21 protein-coding genes and 2 pseudogenes are annotated in these 20,147 nt (G+C 60.5%); 14 read left to right on the top strand and 9 right to left on the bottom strand.

Going from position 1 to position 20,147, the window contains the following annotated elements:
- Nucleotides 1-13 precede the first annotated feature (13 nt).
- Nucleotides 14-253, bottom strand: a complete 240-nt coding sequence (locus tag CWI75_RS05600) for a BolA family protein (protein WP_101520515.1) — start codon at nucleotides 251-253, stop codon at nucleotides 14-16.
- Between the two features lie 100 nt (nucleotides 254-353).
- Nucleotides 354-1,019, bottom strand: a complete 666-nt coding sequence (locus CWI75_RS05595) for an MlaC/ttg2D family ABC transporter substrate-binding protein (protein WP_101520514.1) — start codon at nucleotides 1,017-1,019, stop codon at nucleotides 354-356.
- Between the two features lie 173 nt (nucleotides 1,020-1,192).
- Between CWI75_RS05595 and CWI75_RS05590 the strand changes: the two genes are divergently transcribed.
- Genes CWI75_RS05590 through lptB form a run of 6 tightly spaced genes read left to right on the top strand, consistent with a single transcriptional unit; the run spans nucleotide 1,193 to nucleotide 5,522 of the window.
- Nucleotides 1,193-2,170, top strand: coding sequence for a calcium/sodium antiporter (locus CWI75_RS05590; protein WP_101520513.1), 978 nt, complete (start codon nucleotides 1,193-1,195; stop codon nucleotides 2,168-2,170).
- 17 nt (nucleotides 2,171-2,187) lie between these two features.
- Nucleotides 2,188-3,168, top strand: a complete 981-nt coding sequence (locus CWI75_RS05585) for a KpsF/GutQ family sugar-phosphate isomerase (protein WP_241521089.1) — start codon at nucleotides 2,188-2,190, stop codon at nucleotides 3,166-3,168.
- A gap of 1 nt (nucleotide 3,169) precedes the next feature.
- Nucleotides 3,170-3,706, top strand: a complete 537-nt coding sequence (locus tag CWI75_RS05580) for a KdsC family phosphatase (protein WP_101520512.1) — start codon at nucleotides 3,170-3,172, stop codon at nucleotides 3,704-3,706.
- Nucleotides 3,703-4,266: an LPS export ABC transporter periplasmic protein LptC gene (gene lptC / locus CWI75_RS05575; protein WP_162300002.1), complete on the top strand. Its 564-nt coding sequence runs from the start codon at nucleotides 3,703-3,705 to the stop codon at nucleotides 4,264-4,266. The genes CWI75_RS05580 and lptC overlap by 4 nt, the downstream gene beginning before the upstream one ends.
- Nucleotides 4,247-4,819: a lipopolysaccharide transport periplasmic protein LptA gene (gene lptA, locus CWI75_RS05570; protein WP_162300001.1), complete on the top strand. Its 573-nt coding sequence runs from the start codon at nucleotides 4,247-4,249 to the stop codon at nucleotides 4,817-4,819. The genes lptC and lptA overlap by 20 nt, the downstream gene beginning before the upstream one ends.
- Nucleotides 4,797-5,522 (top strand): LPS export ABC transporter ATP-binding protein, encoded by a 726-nt coding sequence (gene lptB, locus CWI75_RS05565; RefSeq protein ID WP_101520509.1) that lies wholly within the window; start codon nucleotides 4,797-4,799, stop codon nucleotides 5,520-5,522. Before lptA ends, lptB begins: the two co-directional genes overlap by 23 nt.
- 30 nt (nucleotides 5,523-5,552) lie before the next feature.
- On the opposite strand, the gene CWI75_RS18375 is transcribed toward lptB, so the two are convergent.
- Nucleotides 5,553-5,690 (bottom strand): hypothetical protein, encoded by a 138-nt coding sequence (locus tag CWI75_RS18375; protein WP_162299997.1) that lies wholly within the window; start codon nucleotides 5,688-5,690, stop codon nucleotides 5,553-5,555.
- Here CWI75_RS18375 and CWI75_RS05560 point away from each other — a divergent pair.
- The 7 genes and pseudogenes from CWI75_RS05560 (at nucleotide 5,658) to yjgA (ending at nucleotide 11,177) form a co-directional block, all read left to right on the top strand.
- Nucleotides 5,658-7,163 (top strand): RNA polymerase factor sigma-54, encoded by a 1,506-nt coding sequence (locus CWI75_RS05560; RefSeq protein ID WP_101520508.1) that lies wholly within the window; start codon nucleotides 5,658-5,660, stop codon nucleotides 7,161-7,163. The two genes, CWI75_RS18375 and CWI75_RS05560, sit on opposite strands and share 33 nt — an antisense overlap.
- 80 nt (nucleotides 7,164-7,243) lie before the next feature.
- A complete protein-coding gene (gene hpf, locus CWI75_RS05555; RefSeq protein ID WP_101520507.1) occupies nucleotides 7,244-7,531 on the top strand; it encodes a ribosome hibernation-promoting factor, HPF/YfiA family in 288 nt (95 codons plus the stop codon).
- Nucleotides 7,532-7,540: 9 nt separating this feature from the next.
- Nucleotides 7,541-7,998 (top strand): annotated as a pseudogene (locus CWI75_RS18900) (PTS sugar transporter subunit IIA).
- Between the two features lie 10 nt (nucleotides 7,999-8,008).
- On the top strand, nucleotides 8,009-8,863 hold the full coding sequence (rapZ, locus tag CWI75_RS05545) for an RNase adapter RapZ (RefSeq protein WP_101520506.1): 855 nt from the start codon (nucleotides 8,009-8,011) through the stop codon (nucleotides 8,861-8,863).
- Between the two features lie 11 nt (nucleotides 8,864-8,874).
- A complete protein-coding gene (locus CWI75_RS05540) occupies nucleotides 8,875-9,144 on the top strand; it encodes an HPr family phosphocarrier protein (RefSeq protein WP_101520505.1) in 270 nt (89 codons plus the stop codon).
- 112 nt (nucleotides 9,145-9,256) lie between these two features.
- On the top strand, nucleotides 9,257-10,609 hold the full coding sequence (gene mgtE / locus CWI75_RS05535) for a magnesium transporter (RefSeq protein WP_101520504.1): 1,353 nt from the start codon (nucleotides 9,257-9,259) through the stop codon (nucleotides 10,607-10,609).
- The gene (gene yjgA, locus CWI75_RS05530) at nucleotides 10,602-11,177 is read left to right on the top strand and encodes a ribosome biogenesis factor YjgA (protein ID WP_101520503.1); all 576 of its coding nucleotides are present in this window, start codon (nucleotides 10,602-10,604) and stop codon (nucleotides 11,175-11,177) included. The genes mgtE and yjgA overlap by 8 nt, the downstream gene beginning before the upstream one ends.
- On the opposite strand, the pseudogene CWI75_RS05525 reads toward yjgA, so the two are convergent.
- From CWI75_RS05525 to CWI75_RS05495, 6 genes and pseudogenes are all read right to left on the bottom strand, one after another.
- Nucleotides 11,096-15,013, bottom strand: a pseudogene (locus CWI75_RS05525) (YhdP family protein). The gene yjgA and the pseudogene CWI75_RS05525 overlap by 82 nt on opposite strands.
- 60 nt (nucleotides 15,014-15,073) lie before the next feature.
- On the bottom strand, nucleotides 15,074-16,540 hold the full coding sequence (locus tag CWI75_RS05515; protein WP_162300000.1) for an Rne/Rng family ribonuclease: 1,467 nt from the start codon (nucleotides 16,538-16,540) through the stop codon (nucleotides 15,074-15,076).
- Nucleotides 16,533-17,123: a Maf family protein gene (locus CWI75_RS05510; protein WP_101520977.1), complete on the bottom strand. Its 591-nt coding sequence runs from the start codon at nucleotides 17,121-17,123 to the stop codon at nucleotides 16,533-16,535. The genes CWI75_RS05515 and CWI75_RS05510 overlap by 8 nt, the downstream gene beginning before the upstream one ends.
- A 1-nt stretch (nucleotide 17,124) precedes the next feature.
- Nucleotides 17,125-17,595: a rod shape-determining protein MreD gene (gene mreD / locus CWI75_RS05505; RefSeq protein WP_101520976.1), complete on the bottom strand. Its 471-nt coding sequence runs from the start codon at nucleotides 17,593-17,595 to the stop codon at nucleotides 17,125-17,127.
- A 9-nt stretch (nucleotides 17,596-17,604) separates the two neighbouring features.
- Nucleotides 17,605-18,444: a rod shape-determining protein MreC gene (mreC, locus tag CWI75_RS05500; RefSeq protein WP_101520499.1), complete on the bottom strand. Its 840-nt coding sequence runs from the start codon at nucleotides 18,442-18,444 to the stop codon at nucleotides 17,605-17,607.
- Nucleotides 18,445-18,495: 51 nt separating this feature from the next.
- Complete coding sequence (locus tag CWI75_RS05495; protein WP_101520498.1) at nucleotides 18,496-19,533, bottom strand: rod shape-determining protein; 1,038 nt, start codon at nucleotides 19,531-19,533, stop codon at nucleotides 18,496-18,498.
- 280 nt (nucleotides 19,534-19,813) lie between these two features.
- On the opposite strand from CWI75_RS05495, the gene gatC reads away from it, so the two are divergent.
- A complete protein-coding gene (gatC, locus tag CWI75_RS05490) occupies nucleotides 19,814-20,137 on the top strand; it encodes an Asp-tRNA(Asn)/Glu-tRNA(Gln) amidotransferase subunit GatC (protein WP_101520497.1) in 324 nt (107 codons plus the stop codon).
- The last annotated feature ends 10 nt before the right edge of the window (nucleotides 20,138-20,147 follow it).

Below are 20,147 nucleotides of genomic sequence, written 5' to 3'. Positions count from 1 at the left end.
GTGGGGGTGGTGCTCAGGACAGGTCCTGCCATTGTTCGGGGGTAAAGGTACGAATGTTCACGGCGTGAATGGCGCCGGCGGCAATCTGCTCAGCCAGGGCGGCGTAAACCAGTTGCTGACGCTGCACCGGTCGCTTGCCTGCAAAAATGTCACCGATGACGGTGATGTCGTAGCGATCACCACTGCCCTGCACCTGAATCTCACACTCCGTGAGCTGGGCCGCGAGCAGTGCCGTTACCGTTGCTTGATCCATAGCCTGTTGGTCCTCTGTCAACCTGGCCCCGACGGGGCGAAAAGCGACGCATTCTAGGAGAAATGGACAACGATGGCGAGGCCACCGTGTCGCCCCTCGCTCAATCGTCTATTTCTACCGCTGTCCAGTTGGCAATGACCTGGTCGATATCACCATCGTACTTGCGCGCCGCGGATTCAAACTGGCTGCGGTATATTTCACCCAGGTTAACGTCTTCGATCACCAGGTTGCGCAATTTCCAGCCCTCGTCGCGACCCTTGCCCATATGGTAAACAAGCACGTACGGTTCGCCACCATCATCGTAAATGAGCTGGGAGACTGCGACTCTCGAACGCGCGGCCTCCTCCTCACTGAGTTCCGGCAGCTCGATTCTCGAGCCGGCGAAGGCCAGCAAACCCTTGCCGTAGGTGCGCACCAGGCCAGAGCGCATGACCTCGGTGAAACGATCCAGCTGATCCCGCAGTTGCGCCCGGCCCTCCTTGTCCAGTGAGCGATAGCGCTCGGAACTGGCGTAGGCGCCCATCACGCTGCGGGCAAAGCCTCGAAAATCGACGAAGGAATCGAGGATGTCCTGCAGGTTATTGTAGAACCGCTCCGGCTCCTCTTCCGCGTAGACCTGCGCTTCCTCCACTTCCGACATCACTGCTTCCGATGCCTGACGCACTACCTCGTGAGGGTTTTCCTCCCTATCGGTTTCAAGAGCAAGAGCGCTCGAAACCGTAAGCGCAAGCACCACAGTGGCGCCAAAACGCAGCAGTCGATTCATAACACGATCCTTGAATTAGAATTACAAGCCAGGTTGGCGCATTGTATACTCTGCCGCCTTATCCCACGATATCGCGCACCACAAAGTTCGTGGTGCCAGATATTTTGACAACGCCATGGAGGCTACAGTTCAATGCGCTCACTTCGCCCCACTTTAACAGGAAATTCGTGTTTATGCTGTTAGCTACTGCGGCCATCCTGATCGGATTTGTCATCCTGATCTGGAGCGCCGACCTGTTCGTCGCCGGGGCGGCATCCATTGCCCGCAACATGGGCCTGTCGCCGATCATCATCGGGCTGACCATTGTCTCCATCGGCACATCAGCCCCCGAGATACTGGTATCCCTTACCGCTGCATTCAGGGACGCGGGGGAGCTGGCCATCGGTAACGCCATCGGCTCCAATATTGCCAATATCGGCCTGGTATTGGGGGCGACCCTGGTCATTGTGCCCATGAAAATACACCCGGGCTGTATCCGCAGGGAGTTGCCGGTATTGCTGCTCGTCACCCTGGGCGCCGCGGTACTGCTGTTTGACGGGGTGCTGTCCCGGCTCGACGGCGTGGTGATGCTGGCCACCCTGGTCCTTATCATGGTGCAAATAGTACGTATCCAGCGTGCGGATGACCTTATTGTAAAGGAACTCAGCGAGGAGCCGCCGGGCGGCCTTAGCACCCTGCGGGCGTGGCTGACGTTCGCGGCCGGCTTTTTGCTGCTGATTGGCAGCTCCCAACTCCTGGTGTGGGGAGCAACCAACATCGCAGAGCAACTGGGCGTTTCGCAACTGATCATCGGCCTGACTATTGTCGCAGTCGGCACCAGTCTCCCCGAACTGGCCGCCACTGTTGCCGGCGCCTTGCGCGGGCATACCGATATCGCAGTAGGTAATGTGATCGGTTCCAACCTGTTCAATCTGCTGGCGGTGATGGCGATACCGGGGCTGGTGTCGGCCGAAGTCCTGGAACCCGCGATATTATCGCGGGACTACCTGACCATGACGGTACTTACCCTGCTGCTGGCGATGGCGGTTTTCTTCGGCCGTAAACACCGCAAGGCCGGTGCTGATGGCACAGCCTATATCGGGCGCACGGTTGGAGTGCTGTTACTCTTAATCTACGCCCTGTATTATTACTGGCTTTACCAGACTCGCTGAACCCTGAGCCAATGGCCATGCCGGAACACACATCAAACAGCTATGTCGCCTCCGGGCAACGTACTGTGCGTATGGAATGCGCTGCCATCGCGGCGCTGGAAGGCCGCATTGATGGCGGTTTCGCGCACGCCTGCGAGATCCTGCTACAGGTGCGTGGCCGGGTCATTGTTACAGGCATGGGCAAATCGGGGCATATCGCCACCAAGATCGCAGCCACCCTCGCCAGTACCGGCACACCGGCTTTTTTTGTCCATCCCGGCGAAGCCAGCCACGGCGATATCGGCATGATCACCGCCGATGATGCGGTAATAGCACTATCCAACAGTGGCCGCTCACCGGAGGTCATTACCCTGCTGCCGTTATTGAAACGCCAGGGCATCCCCCTCGTCAGCATGACCGGTGATGCCGCGTCGCCCCTGGCAGAAGCTTCCGATGCCCACCTTGATACCGGCGTGGCTACAGAAGCGTGTCCGCTCAACCTGGCCCCCACATCCAGTACGACCACGGCGCTGGTAATGGGCGACGCACTGGCCATTGCCCTGCTGGAGGCCCGGGGCTTTACCGCCGAAGACTTCGCCTTCTCACACCCCGGCGGAACCCTGGGCAAAAAACTGCTACTCAAGGTAGCCGATGTAATGCACACCGGCGCGTCCGTACCCAGGGTGCATCGCAGCACCGTGCTCTCCGAGGCCCTGCTGGAGATCAGTCGCAAGGGCCTGGGCATGACCACCGTGAGTGGCGATAACGGTGAGTTGCTGGGTATCTTTACCGATGGTGACCTGCGCCGTGCACTGGATGACAGTATTGATGTTCGGCGCACGCCCATTGAAACCCTGATGACCTGTGACGCCAAGACCGCCGCACCCGGAATGCTCGCGGCAGAGGCGCTGCGAATCATGGAGGAAAACGAGATTACCTCCCTCGTGGTCCTGGACGAATCCGGGCATATGCTGGGGGTCATCCACCTGATGAACCTGCTTCATGCGGGGATTGCCTGACATGACCGACAAAGATGTGGAAAACCTGCAATTACGCGCGCGCGAAATCCGCCTGCTGGCACTGGACGTCGACGGCGTATTAACCGACGGCGGGGTGATTTACAGCAGCGACGGTGCAGAGCTCAAGATCTTCAATATCAAGGACGGTATCGGCATACGACTCCTGCAGAAAGCTGGCGTCGAGGTGGCCATTATTACCGGGCGCCACTCGGAGATGGTTGACCGTCGAGCGGCGGAACTGGGCATCGGCAAGGTGATCCAGGGTCGCGCCGACAAATTGACGGCGCTGCGGGAGCTGTGCCTGGAGCGCGACCTGCAGCTGGCCCAGTGTGCCTACATGGGAGACGACCTCCCGGACCTGGCAGCCATCAAGGCGGTCGGGCTGGGACTTGGCGTGGCGGACGCGGTCGCCGCGGTGCGCAATGCCGCCGACTGGTGCAGCCTCGCCAACGGCGGCGCCGGGGCCGTCCGCGAAGCCTGTGAGTGGTTGCTGAACGCACGCGGCCAGTGGGCGGAACTGGAAGCGGGCTACCAGTGACCCCGGCCCTGAGACTGCAAATACTGCTGGGGCTCGCCCTGGCCCTGGTCGCCGGGTATTACTGGATCGCCGGTGGCGACGGTGCCACCGACAGCGCAGCGCTGATACGGGAAAACCAGCCCGTCAGCACCTATCTGGTCAATTCGCGCAGCTGGTCCTATGCCGTGGACGGATCCCTGGCGGAAGTCATGGAAGCGGACCGGGTTGAACACTTTGGCATGGAAGATGTCTCTTTATTGATGCGTCCACGCTTTTATTCCCACGACGGCAATGATCGCACGTGGACCGCCAGCGCCGATCGCGGCAGACTTGTCCATGCAACAAACATACTGGCTCTGCAGGACGACGTGCTACTCATCAATGACCAGACAGGTGGCACCCTTGAAACACAGTCCATGCAACTGAACCTGGAACAGAAAACGGCGACCTCTACGACGCCGGTCACCGTGAGGCAAGACACCAGTATCTTGCGCGCCGGGGGCATGTTCGCAGACTTGAACAGACAGACGATTCAACTGCGTCCCAATGTGGAGAGTGTCTATGACCCGACGGGTTCCTGAGGCACATCGCTTCCTGACGCGCGTTTCCAGGGCAGGTTTCATGGCCCTGATGCTGACCCTCGCCACGGCGGCGAGTGCGCTTCCCGATGACAGCCAGCAACCGATCCGGATCAGCGCCAACCAGGCCCTGCGGGATGATCGCGAGGGCATTACCGTGTATACCGGCAACGTGCGCATGCAACAGGGCAGCCTGCAGATCGAAGCCGACAAGATCACGCTGCACCACCGGCAGGACCAGCCCGATAGAATTGTCGCCAGAGGCACGCCCGCACGTATGCAACAGCAACCCGAGATTGACCAGGAACCGGTGCGCGCTGCGGCCCGCACGATCGAGTACTTCAGGGCCGAGGAGCGGGTTTACCTTACGCGGGAAGCACGGATTGAACAAAATGGCGCTATCGTTACCGGGGATACCATTGAGTATCTATTTGCCGAACAGCGCATCAAGGCCCAGTCCGGCAGCAACGACGATGAAAGAGTGGAAGTCGTCATCCCCGGCCAGACGCTCGAACAAAATGACGAGGCAGCCAGTGGCACAACTCAAGGCGAGTAACCTGGCCAAGTCCTATCGCGGACGCAAGGTCGTGGTCGACGTCTCGCTGGAGCTTTCCAGTGGCCAGGTGGTAGGTCTGCTGGGCCCCAATGGCGCCGGCAAGACCACCTGTTTTTACATGATCGTGGGCATCATCGCCACCGAACAGGGGTCGATTATACTCAATGGACAGGACATTACCGCGCTGCCGATGCATGAACGTGCCCGCCGGGGTATCGGCTATCTGCCGCAGGAAGCCTCCATTTTTCGCAAGCTCACGGTACAGGACAACCTGCTGGCCATTCTGGAGACCCGCCCGGACCTGAACAAACGTGAACGACACACCCACTGCGACCGCCTGCTGGAAGAATTCCACCTTACCCACCTGCGCGACAGCCTGGGCCAGTCGCTATCCGGCGGCGAGCGCCGTCGGGTCGAAATCGCCCGGGCCCTGGCCACCGAACCCGACTTCATCCTGCTGGATGAACCATTCGCCGGGGTAGACCCCATTTCGGTCACCGACATCAAGGACATCATCATCCATCTTCGACGCCGCGGTATCGGTGTGCTGATCACCGATCACAATGTCCGGGACACCCTGGATATCTGTGAAAAAGCCTACATTGTCGGCGAGGGACACATCATTGCCGAGGGCAATACCGAAGAAATCCTTGGCAACGCCCGGGTTCGCAAGGTCTATCTCGGTGAAAACTTCCACCTCTGATGACCCCGGGGTAGCACTGACTCGTCCATATCAAGCAATTTTCGCGCCATCCGGTTGCAAGCCAATATCACCCGGCGCTACACTCGGGTCTTTAGTCTCATCCGAGGCCACTATCAGGGTGATCTGCGCGCAACCATGAAACAGTCGCTCCAGCTCAAACTTGGTCAACAGCTGACCATGACTCCCCAGCTCCAGCTGGCCATACGCCTGTTGCAACTCAGCACCCTTGACCTGCAGCAGGAAATCCAGCTGGCTCTCGATACCAACCCGCTGCTGGAGGTGGACGACGACGATTATGCACCCGACCCCGAGGTCGACAACATAACCCGCCTGGACACGGTTGCCGACAACCACAACGATGGCCTGATGGAAAGCCAGGAGGGTCAGGGCATGACGGAGCGGGACTCCGGGGATGACTGGCAGCCTGGCACCATTCCGGAAGATCTGCCCGTTGACACCCAGTGGGATGACCTGATGCCGTCGTCCACGGCGGGTTCGGGCGCGGCCAGTGACGACGGCTTCGACGGTGATTTTGATAGCCGCAACAATGCCACGGACAGCCTGCAGGACCAGCTGCGCTGGCAACTCAACCTCACCAGGCTCTCGGATATCGACCGGGTTATCGCACTCGCCCTGATTGACGCCACCGACAGTAATGGCCGACTACAGGCCAGTGTTGATGATATTCACCAGTCTCTCATTCCCGAGCTGGACATCGACCCCGAGGAGGTCACTGCCGTACTGCGCTGCCTGCAGCAGTTTGAGCCCGCCGGCGTCTGCACCCGGGATTTACAGGAGTGCCTGCTGGTGCAGTTGCAGCAGAAGCCGGCGGGTACGCCGTCGCTGGAGCACGCGCGAGCGATGATCACGCGGCACTTGTCCCAGCTGGGCAGTGGTGACTATAAGCAGATCATGCGGCGCATGCGGCTGAGCGAGAGCCAGCTCAAGGCGGCACTGGACCTGATCAGGACCCTGGACCCGAATCCCGGCCAGGGCGTTGGCGAGGACACCACCGAATACGTGGTACCCGATGTTTTCGTGAGCAAGAAAAATGGTCGCTGGGTCATTGAACTGAATCCGGACATTGCGCCCCGTTTGCGTATCAACAGTGGCTATGCGAGCCTGATCAAGCGCGCTGACAGCAGTGCCGACAATACCTACCTGAAGGACAACCTGCAGGAGGCGCGCTGGTTTCTGAAAAGTCTCTACAGCCGCAATGAAACCCTGATGAAGGTCGCCACCCGAATTGTCGAACACCAGCGCGATTTTCTGGAACATGGCCCGGAGGCAATGAAACCGCTGGTTTTGCACGATATCGCGGACGCTGTAGAGATGCACGAATCGACCATCTCGCGAGTGACCACCCGGAAATACATGCACACCCCCCGCGGGATTTTCGAACTCAAGTATTTTTTCTCCAGTCACGTGGGCACCACCTCCGGCGGTGAGTGTTCGTCTACCGCCATTCGCGCCTTTATCCGCAAGCTGGTCAGCGCCGAAAGCCCGCGCAAACCGTTAAGCGACAGCAAGATCGCCAGTTTACTTGAAGGCCAGGGTATCCGGGTCGCACGCAGAACGATTGCCAAATACCGGGAAATATTGATGATCCCGCCGTCTAATGAGCGTAAAAGATTAGTCTAGGATATAGTCAAGGCGGCAGGTGTTGCTGCCGCCGGTTTCAGGCCCCAGAGTCTGGGTTTCCGTCGAAGAAGGAGTACACTATGCAACTGAACGTCAGCGGTCATCACGTCGAAGTCAGCGACCCGTTACGCGATTATGTAGAAACCAAGTTTGAACGACTGCAACGACATTTCGACAATATCACCAATAGCGAAGTCACACTGGTTGTTGAAAAGCTGGTACAAAAAGCCGAAGCAACCGTTCATGTAGCTGGCGCCGACATCTTTGCCGCCGCTGAAAACGAAGACATGTATGCCGCCATCGATGCCCTCACGGACAAGCTGGACCGCCAGTTGATCAAGCACAAAGAAAGGGCCCGCGGCCACTAGGAACTCTCCATGCACGTTGTAGCACAACTACTCACCCCCGGGCGCACGATCTGTCGTGCGCCCGGGAGCAGCAAAAAAAGACTGTTTGAGACCCTCGCCAGTGTGATCAGCAAAGATCAACCCACGCTTTCCGATAGCGACGTGTTCAGCCAGCTGATTGCCCGCGAGCGCCTGGGCAGCACCGGCCTGGGTGGTGGCATTGCCATTCCCCACTGCCGGATTGCACATTGCACGGAACCCATGGGCTGCCTCGCGACGCTGCAGGAACCCATCGATTTGACGCGCCCGACGATATCCCGGTAGACATTCTCTTCGTTCTACTGGTACCCGAGACGGCTCATCAGGAACACCTTAATATTCTGGCGCAGCTCGCCGGCCTCTTCAGCCAGCCTGAATTCAGCGAACAGCTGCGGGCAGCTGAAGACGCTGCCAGCCTGTACGCCCTGGCCACCGGATGGCCCGTGTGAGAGCAGCCACGTGCAACTGGTAATTATTTCCGGGCGCTCCGGATCTGGAAAAAGCACGGCCCTGCATCAACTGGAAGATGAAGGTTACTACTGCATAGACAACCTTCCCGTGGCGCTGTTGCCGGCCCTGGTGGAAGAGGCATCGGGCCCCGAATTCAGCCACTTTCGTGGTGCGGCAGTGTGTATAGATGCCCGCAATGCCTGGCGCAACCTGGAGGACTTCAGCAGTATTCTGAATTCACTGCCGGCAACCGTTAACAGTGAAATAGTATTTTTGGATGCGCAGGACCCGGTACTGATCAAACGCTTCAGTGAAACCCGCCGCAAGCACCCTCTCAGTGGCGAGCAAATGCCCCTGGCCGAGGCTATTGAGCGCGAGCGGCAACTGCTTGAGCCCATCGCGGTTGCCGCGGCGCTGATGCTCGACACCAGCCAGATGACCATTTACGAATTGCGTGATGCCATTCGCCAGCGCCTGGTCGGCGACACGACCGGCAGTATGTCCCTGCTGATCCAGTCTTTTGGCTTCAAGCGTGGCGTACCCACGGACGCGGACCTGGTCTTTGATGTGCGAATGCTGCCCAATCCCCACTGGGTCAAGGAATTGCGCCTGCAAAATGGCCTGGACCAGGATGTACAGGCATTCCTCGAGGCGCAGCCGCTCACCGACGAACTGTTCGGCAGTATCTGCCAGTACCTTGACCAGTGGCTACCCCACTATCGCGCCAGTAACCGCAGTTACATGACCGTGGCCATCGGTTGTACGGGAGGCCAGCATCGTTCAGTATACCTCGCAGCCCGACTGTACCGGCATTACCGGCAGGACTATCCGCACGTTCATATTCGCCACCGCGAACTGCAATAGCGACCGATACCGTGATTGAGACTCAAGTAACGATCATCAACAAACTCGGCCTGCACGCACGCGCAGCGGCCAAGTTCGTGGGTTGCGCCAGCGGGTTTTCCAGCAGTATCAAGGCAGGCCGGGACGGCAAACTGGTAGATGGCAAGAGTATCATGTCAGTAATGATGCTGGCGGCCGGCCAGGGCACCACCCTGGACCTTCATATCCAGGGAGAGGATGAGCAGGAGGCGCTGGCCGCTTTGCTGACGCTGGTTGCCGACCGCTTCGACGAAGACGAATAAGCCGCCCGCCAATACCCGGGCACCATCAGCACGTTGTTGCCCGCTCCGATTTCCGGGATAATCGGCACCAGGGTTTAATCTCCTCACCATAGCCTCCGGCGGAAAGCATTCCATGGCGTCACGCTCCAACACATCCCAGGCCCGGCTCGACCGCCTGTCAACGGCGCTGGACTCGGGAACCCTGGCGGACGTAAAACGCATGCTCAACGGCCTCCCGGCCGCTGACGTCGCTCACCTGCTGGAATCCTCGCCGCCCAAGTTTCGCCATATCCTCTGGCAAATGGTGGAACTCGAGAATGAAGGCGACGTCATCAATGAACTGGGCGATGAATTACGCGCGCATTTTCTCAGTGACATGGATGCGGCGGAAGTCGCGCAGATCACCGAACACCTGCAGGACGATGATCTCGCCGATATCCTGCAACAACTTCCCGACACGATCACCCAGGAAGTTCTGAATGCAATGGATCACCGGGACCGGGCACGCCTGGAACAGGTGATGACCTACCCGGATGATACCGCCGGCGGCCTGATGAGCTCCGACACCATCACCATCCGCGCACCCCTGACCCTGGATGTGGTACTACGCTACCTGCGGCGCCATACGGCCATTCCGGCGATGACTGATAACCTGTTTGTTGTCAACCGTAATGACCAGTTCATCGGCCTGCTGCCGCTGAATACCCTGCTGGTCTCCGACCCGTCCGCGACCGTTCGCGAGATGATGATCACCGATGTCGCACCGATACCCGCGGAAATGCCTGACAGTGAGGTCGCGCGTTTGTTCGAGCGCAATGACTGGGTGTCGGCGCCGGTGGTGGACGACGACGGTCGCCTGCTGGGCCGGATCACCATTGACGATGTGGTCGACGTGATTCGTGAAGATGCCGACCACTCGCTGACTTCGATGGCAGGCCTGACCGAGGACATGGACACCTTTGCGCCGGTGTTTCATACAGCCACGCGCCGCGCCGTGTGGCTGGGTATCAATCTGGTCACCGCCTTTGTTGCCGCTTCAGTGATCAACGTGTTCCAGGACACCATTGAGAAAGTGGTTGCACTGGCGGTGCTGATGCCTATCGTGGCCTCCATGGGTGGCATTGCCGGTACCCAGACCCTGACTGTAATGGTCCGCGGCATGGCACTGGGCCAGATCAGCAAGAACAATTCCTCCTGGCTGTTGCACCGTGAAGTGTCCGTGGGCATCCTCAACGGTCTGCTCTGGGCCGCGGTAGTGGCCGTCGCCGCGTCGATGTGGTTCGACGACTGGAGCCTGGGGCTGATTATCGGCTCCGCGATCATTATCAACCTGATTACTGCCGCTGCCACTGGCGCCGCACTTCCCCTGCTGCTCAAGCGCATGCGCATCGACCCTGCACTGGCCGGGGGCGTGGTACTGACTACGGTTACCGACGTGGTAGGTTTCCTTTCTTTCCTTGGCCTGGCGACCTGGTTCTATGCCTGATTACACCCCCCATCACGATGACCTTGATACCGACGACGGCCCCAGTAAAAGCGAACTGAAGCGGCAGATGACCGCCCTGCAGGCCCTGGGGGAAAGCCTTTGCCGGCTCAGTGACAAAGAACTGCGGCAAATTCCCATTGAAGATGAGCGCCTGACCGAGGCCATTGCGGAGATGCACCGGATCAACTCCAACAGTGCGCGCAAGCGTCACCTGCAGTTCATTGGCAAGCTGATGCGCAACCTGGACCCGGAGCCCATAGAGGCTGCCCTGGCCTCGCTGAACCAGGCACACACCGATAGCGCCCGCCGCTTTCAGGAACTCGAGGTTTTGCGGGACCAGCTGCTGGAGCGCGGCCTGCCGGCAATAGAGGATGTCGTTGCGCGTTGGCCCCGGGCGGATCGCCAGCAGCTGCGGCAATTATTGTTACAGGTCCGGCGGGAACAACAGCGTGAGCAACCACCCGCTGCCCGGCGCAAGCTGTTCCGCTATTTGCGCGAACTGGACGACGCGGCCTCGGGCTCAGGGGAGATTATGGATACCGGAGAGCGCGGCAATAACGGTGACTGAGCCGGAGCCTGGCTCTCTTCTACCGGCAAAGTCGGCGTATAACCGTCACCGGAATCAAATATCCGGTCGAACTCAATACTGGGCTCATCCCAGGTGCCACCAATACGGTACACCGCGCTGGATAGCTGCGTTACCTGCTTTTCAAACAGCTTGCTCACGACAAATACACCGGCTGCAATCGGCAGGCCCGCAGTGAGGGCGGCAACCCAGGCCAGATTGTTTGCCACCGGCAACGTGGCTACCAGCTCGCCATTGATCGTGCGTTCCGCCACAGACGACAAAGCCGTGAAACGAAACCCGGTGGCGGCCCCCGCCACATTCATTCGCGGCACCTCGATCTCGCCGCCGTGGAGATACATTTCACCATTCATGCTGGTAAAGGGGATACCGGATTCAAACAGCTGGGTAAGACTGAGGCGCTGCACGATCTCGGCAAGATTGAGAATACTGACTACCCGCAGGGTGCCCGAGGCACCGGCAGAAGCGGTCAGGAACCGGCCCGCGGCCACGTCCACCAGCAGCGAACCGGTGCTACTGCCCAAACTGAACTGTCCCGGTGAGCCCGGCCATTGCACCTCCAGCTGAAACTCTCCGGATCGGGTTTCAACGATTCGTTCGTAGGCAAGTGCTGCCAGGGTATCACCCAGGTCAGCAAAGGCCAGGTCGGCCTCCAGCAAAGTCCCCTCGCGGTTCCAGGTCAATGAGGCGGGCTTATCCCGGGCCATCCGCAAACCGAACAACTCACCCGTAATGTTCTGTGCCCGCAGCGAGTCCGCCTCCGGAGCCAGCACAAAATCCAGCGACCCCAGTGGCTCACCGGCCCGGTAGAGCTGATCGATACTCACTGCCACCGTGGGGAGGCCCAGAAGCTTGTCCAGTTCGAGTTGCGGTGTCTTGTCGCTGCCACCGGTAAGCCCCTTGAGGTCGAGGAAAGACAATGCCAGCTCGCCGCGGGTAAACTCCCGGTCGAAATGGCCCTGCCCCTGCAGCCAGCCGGTTTCAAGATCCAGCTGCCAACGCTCTGGACGCTGCTCGAGATTGAGAATGACGTCGGTCAGGTGCTGGCCCCAGACTCGCAGGCTGTCAATCTGCAGATCCTCTATCGAGAGCTGCAAAGGCACGCCGTTTGTAGTGGCGGGCAAGCCTGCCAGAAGCGCTTGCCATGGCGCAACATCAATCAGTGCCGCGTGCCCGCTCACTCGCAGCTGCCCGGGTACCGGTGCGTGTGGCCGCCCTTGCTGCAGGGCAAGTACCGCTCCCTGCACACCGCCGCTGGCAACATCAAGCGACAGTTGCCACTGGCGCTCCGCCTCTATGTCCAGCCGCAATGGTGTTTCACCCAGCGTGGCCTGCACACGCAGCGGCAAGCGTTCATTCGCGGTTTTTCCCCAGGTTTCTGGTAACGCCAGACGCACGCCCTGGAGATCACTCTGCAACTGCAGACGGGGCGCCCCGGCAGCGCCAAAGGCGAGACTACCGGAGACATCCGTGGCACCGTCGGCAATCTCCCGGGGTACCGACCATCCCAGCCAGTCGCCCAGCGCGGCCGCCCGCACTGTGGTGGCGAACTCAACGGCCACCGGGGCCAGCTCGCCAGGTGTCGCGGTATCAGTGCGGGGCAAGGGTTGCAGGCCAAGTGCCAACGGCTGGCCCCATAGCCGGGCCGATAGATTTTCACTGTGAAAACCGGTGGCGGAATCGTAACTCACCGTTCCGTTAAGGGCTTCGAGATCAAGGTTGCCGGGATTGATGGACACCGCGGCATCCGCCAGGGTAGCCCGAAAAGCAACTGCCGGGGGCTGCGCAGCCCGCGCCAGCGCAAGTTCCAGCTGGAACTCACCCTCCAGCTCACCTTGCGCCTGCCAGTTGGCCAGGGCACCCTTTAAGGGCAGCCCGAGAGGAGACTCGCGCAGCACACGTAACCCGTCACCGGCCGAGCCCGCCAGCCCCGCCGCAACCGCAAGGCGCATGGTGCCGGCTGTGTCCCGCCACGCTTCCGCCGACAGGCGCGCCAGTTGCGCCTCGTACAACCTGGCCCTGTCTGCCCAGACGCTAATGCTGAGATCATCGACCAGAACCGTGCCATCCAGATCCGAGACCGGCGGCCAGCGCGGGTCATAAAGCAGCTCGCTGTCGCTGACATCAAAAAACAGTTGTACTGTCCGCTGCGTGGTCGCCCCCCGCCGCAAGCTACCCCGCCAGAGAAAAGCACCGGTATTGACAGTTCCTCCCTGTAGAGCGGTCTCCAGCCAGGTCAATAGGCCGGGATTGAGGCGATAGGGCAGATAACGGCTGCGGTAACTGACATCCGAATCACTCAGGCCCACCAGCAGGTCCATTTCAATACCGGTGTCGGTGGATTGAAAGGGAATATTCAGACCCAACAGTGCGTGTGCCGTACCTTCGACACCGACTGCGGTAAGCAGCCCGCTGTGCAGCCGCAGACCGGCAGTGTCCCAGGCAAAATCGATCGTGCCATAGATATCCTGGTAAGCCAGCTGACGGCGATAGATCAGCGGGAAATCCAGCGCCAGCTGCTGGCTGTCGAGCACTATTTCACCCGCACCCTCCGCCAACTGCAAATAGCCAGTCGCACCCGTAATACCGGGCACGCCGCGCCATGCGGACAGGCCGAGCTCATCGAAATTGGCCTCCACTTCCCAACTGCGGAGCGGCGCCCTGACATCCTCGAGCCGCAGTTCCACGGTAGCCAGTGAACCGATCGGCGCAAGCTCTGCCATAGCCTCCGTCAGGGCCGGGGACAGTGACCCGGAGTGCAGCAGCAGCTTATTGATATCGGCCAACGGCACACGGGCACTGCGCAGTCGCAGTGAATCACCCCACAGGTCCAGCTACAGGCGCGGGAGCTGCAGATCCACGCCGCCGCTTTGTAGTGCCAGCTGGCCGGTAAACAGGGTCCAGCGCTGGCCCCTCTGCTGCAGGCTGGCATCCACCGCAAGAGCCTCCACCGGCAGTTCCAGGCTGCCGCCTTCAACCTGCAGGCGCAGCTCTTCGCCGGTCAGTCGCGTTTGCAGTCCGGAAATACCCTTTGACCAGCTCAGCCAGGCTTCGATCTCGGCGGCGCCGCTGGCCTGAATGGGCAGGCTCGGGCCCAGAAGTGGTTGCCAGCTCGCCAGTTGCGCAAGATCCGCCAGCGCCGCGCGGGCATAGACTTCGCCGCTGTAGTCGTCGGCCACAAAGGGATTGCCGAGGCCGTCGGCGAGTACCGTGAGATGAGTGCCGGAAGCCGACTCGAGCTGCGCCCGCAATTGCCGCCGGCTACCGTCGCGAAGCAGGGTAAGGTCCAGCTCCACCGTCTCGCGTACACCCGTGGGCAGCATCAGTTCAAGGGTATTGTCCGCCAGTGTCACCTGCTCGATATCCAGTAACAGCGACTCCAGCCAGACCCGGGTATCGTCGCCCCGCCGACCGAAACCATGCAGCAAAAAACGCCCTTCCGCGGTCATTTCTCCCGCCAGGGCCAGGCCCTCCAGGCGCAGGCTGCGCAGACGCAGGGAACCACTGACCAGGCTGCGCCAGATATCCACGGTCACGCTACCCCGCTTCAACAGCAGTTCCTCATTATCCGCAAATTCAAGCCGCAGATCCGCAAATACCAGTTCCGGGCTGAAGCCGCGCCACTGTGCGGTAAGCCCGGCGGTAGACAGGGTAAACGGCGTGCGCGCGTTGAGCTGTGCGAGGATGCGGTCCTGGTTATCGTCGACCAGGGGCATCAGCAGCCTGCCGGCACTGACATACACGGCGATCAGCACCACCAGGGCAACAATGCTGCCCCAGAGCAGATTGCTCAGCCGATTATAAAACGCACTCTCCAAAAGTCTTTATCCGTCAGTCAGTCCTGCGCTATCAGGAAGGCAGCCGCAGTCGCTACAGTCTCAGAACACCACGATGTCAAATTGTTCCTGGCGATAACCGGGCTGCACCCGGAAAGTGATCGGCCTGCCCAGCAATTCCGACAATTCCGTTATGCTGGCCGTCTCTTCCGCCTGCAGGCGGTCCACCACTGCCGCGGCTGCACGGACCTCCAGACCCTCCTTTCCGGGCCGGCGTGCTTTCCCAAGCAGCGCCCGGATGATCTCCAGAGACACGGTTTCCGCGCTTTTCACCCTTCCCCGCCCGGCACACGCAGGGCAGTCCTCACACAGAATATGCGCGAGACTGTCCCGATTGCGCGTACGCGTAATGGTGACCAATCCCTGTCCGGACATCCCGGTGATACGGTGCTCGGCGGGATCCGCAGCCATGGCCTCGCGCAGGCGCTGTTGCAGCAGGCGCCGGTGCCCGGGTTTCTGCATATTGATGAAATCAACAATGATGATACCGCCCAGGTTGCGCAACCGCAGCTCGTGCGCGAGCACACTCGCCGCTTCGGTGTTGGTGTGCAGGGACGTATCGTCCGGGTCACGCTGGCCGGTGTGCGCGCCGGTATTGACATCAATCGTCGTCATCGCCTCGGTCTGGTCGATCGCGATGCAGCCACCGGAAGGTAGAGGCACTTCCCGCTGCAATGCGCTCTGCAGCGCGCGCTCTATCCCGAAGCATTCAAACAACGGGCAAGCATCATCGTAATACTGCAATCGGGGCTGCAACGCCGGCATAGTGGCCACGCAATAGTCGCGCACGGCCGCCAGGCCCTGCGGGTCATCAATACGGATACAGTCGGTAGCAGGGCCCGCATAATCACGCACCGCCCGCAGGGCCAGCGGAGGGGCCGTATACAGGCACTTTGGGGCGGGCCCCACTGCTTTTGCAGCCAGGTCGGCACGCCACTGCAACAATCGGTGCAGGTCGGCCCGGATATCCTCGTCAGGGGCGCCGGAGGCCGCCGTACGTACGATAAGACCGCCGGCACCGGCAGCACCCATCGCTGCCAACGCCTCCGCCACCAGCTGCCGCAGGCGCTGCCGTTCTTCGTCTTCGTTAATGCGTCGGGACAGGTTCACGCCCTTTCCCCCAGGCCTGAACAACAGATAATGCGACGACAGCGTCAGGGCCATGGTCAGGGTCGGTCCCTTGCCGTCCATGGCATCCCTGGTAACCTGTACGATGATTTTCTGGCCCGGGTATAAGTGCTGGTCGATGTTGCCGGGCGCACTGTCGCGACGACCGCCGGTGGCCGGAGTGGCATCCCTCGCAGCCAGGAAACCTGTGCTATCGATGCCCAGATCGATAAACGCCGCCGCCATGCCGGGCAGTACGCGCACCACCTTGCCGAGGTAAATGTTGCCGACCAGGCTGGGAGAGCCGGTACGCTCAATCTCCACGGCGCGGAGAGCGTTGTCCGCCACTATCGCCACACGGGTTTCCGACCCTGTCATATTGATCAGAATCTGTTCACTCATCCAGGCCGCCCAGGGTGGTCGCGACCCCGTGGGCCGCCAGCAATTGCCAGGTTTCGGCCAGCGGCAAGCCGACCACATTGCTGTAACTGCCTTCTATACTGCTGACCAGGGCGCCACCGAGCCCCTGGATTCCATAGCCACCCGCCTTGTCCCACGGCTCCGAAGTGGCGAGGTAGCGTTCACAGACTTCCCTGGAAAGGGTCAGGAAGGTGACTCGTGTGCTGACATCACACTCCCATACTGCGTCGCCGCGTTGCAGGCAGAGCGCCGTGATCACCGCGTGGGTGCGCCCGCTCAGGCGCGCCAGCATGCCCAACCCGGAAAAATGATCGCGCGGCTTGCCCAGAATATCGCCGTCGATAACCACTGTGGTATCGGCCGCCAGTACCGCAAAACCATCGTCGCGCCGGGACACCACGGTTGCGGCTTTTTCCCGCGCCATTCGCTGCACGTAGGTCAAAGGCACTTCACCAGGCACGGCGGTTTCGTCAATGTCGGCGGTGTCGAGCAGGAACTGCACACCGAGGGTTGCCAGCAATTCGTGGCGTCGGGGGGAGGCAGAAGCCAGCACCAGTGTTGTCATTTCAGCTCACCCGGTAATGCCGGCGGACGCCGCGTAATACCTGCAACACCACCGGCCACAAGAGCGCACTGGTGAGCGCGGGCAGCAGGAACAGTGGCGTGCGTGCCCCGGTACCCTCAAGGGTCTGCACCCATTGGCTGGCCAGCTGGTGCATACCGATCATCACAAACACCATTCCCGACTGCTGCCACAGACTGAATACCCGTAGTCGCTGGTAAAGTAACAGCGACAGTAATGCCAGTACCGCCAGAGAGAAAGCATTCTGGCCAAGCACCGCCCCCTCCAGCACATCCATCATTACACCAATGACCAGGGCGGCAAAAATACCAATCTTGTGCGGCAACGCTATCGACCAGTAAAGCAGCACCAGCGCCACCCATTCCGGCCGGCCCCACAACAACCACTGCGGCATGGGTATCAGTGCCAGTACCGCGGCCAGCAGAAAACTGCCAAGAATAACGCCGTAGCCCATGAACACCGGTCAAGACTCCCGGGGGAGTGGTGGCGAGTCCCCTGCCGCGTCAACAAATACCAGCAAAACATGGCGACTGCGATTGATTGCGGCACTGGGGCGCGCGCGAATGGTGGCAAAAGACTGGCCGGGATCGTGCTCGACTGCCATCACTTCTGCCACCGGATACCCTACCGGGAAACGGCCACCCAGACCGGAACTCACCAGCAGGTCACCCGGTTTGATATCGGTCGTGGTCGAGACATGGAGCACATCGAGCGTGTCCAGGGCCCCAGTACCCTCGGCAATGGCGCGCACACCGTTGCGATTCACCTGCACCGGGATGGCGTGGGTGGAATCAGTCAGCAACAACACCCTTGAGGTGACCTCACCGACATCCACAACCTGGCCCATCAGGCCGTCCGCATCAATCAGCGGTTGGCCAACATACACTCCGTCCCGCGCACCCTTGTTGAGCACCAGCTGGTGTCGCACGGGATCCGGGGACACCCCGATAAGCTCGGCGACCAGCACATCGCTGCGCAACATGGCGGTGGAATTGAGCAGGCCCCGCAAGCGCACGTTCTCTGCCTGCAGGGATGACATCTGCATGGAACGACCCTTGAGCAGCAGGTTTTCACGCTGCAGACGCTCCCGCTCTTCCAGCAACCGGGCTCGCGAATGGATATGCTTGTTCTGCCAGGCACCAAGCCTGGCAGGTATGTCAGCAATCCAGACCAACGGCGTGGCGGCCGTATCAAGAACAGCCCGGGTTTTTTCCAGGCTATTGAAACGCAGATCGGCGGTGATCAGGGCGACCACCGCCAGCACGGCGAGGAGAATACGCAGCCCCAGGTGGGACTCTTTCAAAAATAGCGGCTTGATATTAACTCCCGGCGATCACAGCCCGCGGTGACCGCTTTACTCGGTAGAGAGCAAATCTATCGTATGACGATCCATCTGTTCCATGGCACGGCCGCCGCCCCGGGCGACACAGGTCAGGGGGTCATCCGCGATAATTACCGGCAGGCCCGTTTCCTCGGCGATCAACCGGTCGAGGTCGCGCAGCAGGGCACCGCCCCCGGTGAGCACGATACCGCTTTCAGCGATGTCCGCCGCCAACTCCGGTGGTGATTGCTCCAGGGCCGATTTTACCGCCTGTACAATCGACGACAGCGGGTCCTGCAGGGCCTCGAGTATTTCATCGCTATTGAGGGTGAAACTTCTGGGTACGCCCTCCGCCAGATTGCGACCGCGCACATCGATCTCGCGAAGCTCACTGCCCTCATAGGCACAGCCGATCTCCTGCTTGATACGCTCGGCGGTGGCATCGCCAATCAGGCTGCCGTAACGGCGGCGAACATGGGAGACAATCGCTTCATCAAAGCGGTCACCGCCAATGCGGAGGGAGTCGCGGTAGACCACACCGTTAAGGGAGATAATGGCGATTTCAGTGGTGCCACCACCGACATCAACCACCATGCAACCCGATGCTTCCTCGACATCCAGGCCTGCGCCAATGGCCGCGGCCATGGGCTCTTCAATCAGGCGCACTTCCCGGGCACCGGCGCTGAGCGCAGATTCGCGTATAGCGCGGCGTTCGACCTGGGTGGACATGCAGGGCACACACACCAGCACCCTGGGGCTGGGCCGGATAAAACGGCTTTCATGCACCCGCGCTATGAAGTGTTGCAGCATTTTCTCGGTAACCTGGAAGTCGGCGATAACACCGTCTTTCAATGGCCGGATGGCGGTAATGTTGCCGGGGGTTCGGCCCAGCATACGCTTGGCTTCAGTGCCCACCGCCTCAATCGTTTTCTGGCCATTATGGAAGCGGATGGCCACCACCGAGGGCTCGTTCAGCACAATGCCCTTGTCGCGCACGTAGATCAGCGTGTTAGCCGTACCCAAATCGATCGACAGATCGTTTGAGAACACCCCGCGCAGTTTTTTCAGCATGAAAGTTTACTACCTTGTGAATACATCGGACTCGTGAATAGGTCGGGCTCGCAAATAGATCCGGGAACCCCACAGGGAGTTCGGAAAGTACCCTCCCCGCCTGATGCCCTGCCGGACCGGGACCCACCCTTGTTCAGGGGGCTGCAACGTCTTTATTCTCAGGCACTTCCACCAATTCGTTAATGTATCAATCGCGGGGATTTTGAGCAAGGCGCAAATGTGATAAGTTTACGCCCCCGCAGCTACCGTGGTAGCTGCTTTCCCGCAGGTATCGGAGCCCATGACAACACCCCCGACAGCGCCACCGGCCACACATGCCGCCGTCCAGCAGGACGAAATTGAAAAAATGGCAGAACTCGCCCGCATCCGTATCGCCGACCACCAGATCGGCGAGGTGACCGAGCGCATCGCCGATATCCTGGCCATGGTCGATCAATTGCAGGCCGTGGATACCGCGGGCGTGGAAGCGATGGCAAATCCGCTGGACGCAGTGCAGCGCCTGCGGCCGGACATTGTAACGGAGGGTGACCAGCGGGAAGTCTTCCAGGCCATTGCACCCGCAGTGGAAAACGGCCTGTATCTGGTCCCCAAAGTGATCGACTAGCGGCGAAAAC

Source organism: Kineobactrum sediminis (genome assembly GCF_002868715.1).
GTDB lineage: Bacteria > Pseudomonadota > Gammaproteobacteria > Pseudomonadales > Halieaceae > Kineobactrum > Kineobactrum sediminis.
This window is presented reverse-complemented; position numbering and strand designations above follow the sequence as displayed.

Excerpts from the sequence above, each read along its gene's own strand:
- CWI75_RS05510 (WP_101520977.1), bottom strand. The coding sequence starts at position 17,123 with ATGACAACACTGGTGCTGGCTTCTGCCTCCCCCCGACGCCACGAATTG.
- lptA (WP_162300001.1), top strand. The coding sequence starts at position 4,247 with ATGACCCGACGGGTTCCTGAGGCACATCGCTTCCTGACGCGCGTTTCC.
- CWI75_RS05595 (WP_101520514.1), bottom strand. The coding sequence starts at position 1,019 with ATGAATCGACTGCTGCGTTTTGGCGCCACTGTGGTGCTTGCGCTTACG.
- CWI75_RS05515 (WP_162300000.1), bottom strand. The coding sequence starts at position 16,540 with ATGAGTGAACAGATTCTGATCAATATGACAGGGTCGGAAACCCGTGTG.
- CWI75_RS05590 (WP_101520513.1), top strand. The coding sequence starts at position 1,193 with ATGCTGTTAGCTACTGCGGCCATCCTGATCGGATTTGTCATCCTGATC.
- yjgA (WP_101520503.1), top strand. The coding sequence starts at position 10,602 with ATGCCTGATTACACCCCCCATCACGATGACCTTGATACCGACGACGGC.
- CWI75_RS05600 (WP_101520515.1), bottom strand. The coding sequence starts at position 253 with ATGGATCAAGCAACGGTAACGGCACTGCTCGCGGCCCAGCTCACGGAG.
- mreD (WP_101520976.1), bottom strand. The coding sequence starts at position 17,595 with ATGGGCTACGGCGTTATTCTTGGCAGTTTTCTGCTGGCCGCGGTACTG.
- hpf (WP_101520507.1), top strand. The coding sequence starts at position 7,244 with ATGCAACTGAACGTCAGCGGTCATCACGTCGAAGTCAGCGACCCGTTA.
- CWI75_RS05495 (WP_101520498.1), bottom strand. The coding sequence starts at position 19,533 with ATGCTGAAAAAACTGCGCGGGGTGTTCTCAAACGATCTGTCGATCGAT.
- gatC (WP_101520497.1), top strand. The coding sequence starts at position 19,814 with ATGACAACACCCCCGACAGCGCCACCGGCCACACATGCCGCCGTCCAG.
- mgtE (WP_101520504.1), top strand. The coding sequence starts at position 9,257 with ATGGCGTCACGCTCCAACACATCCCAGGCCCGGCTCGACCGCCTGTCA.
- CWI75_RS05580 (WP_101520512.1), top strand. The coding sequence starts at position 3,170 with ATGACCGACAAAGATGTGGAAAACCTGCAATTACGCGCGCGCGAAATC.
- CWI75_RS05585 (WP_241521089.1), top strand. The coding sequence starts at position 2,188 with ATGCCGGAACACACATCAAACAGCTATGTCGCCTCCGGGCAACGTACT.
- CWI75_RS05560 (WP_101520508.1), top strand. The coding sequence starts at position 5,658 with ATGAAACAGTCGCTCCAGCTCAAACTTGGTCAACAGCTGACCATGACT.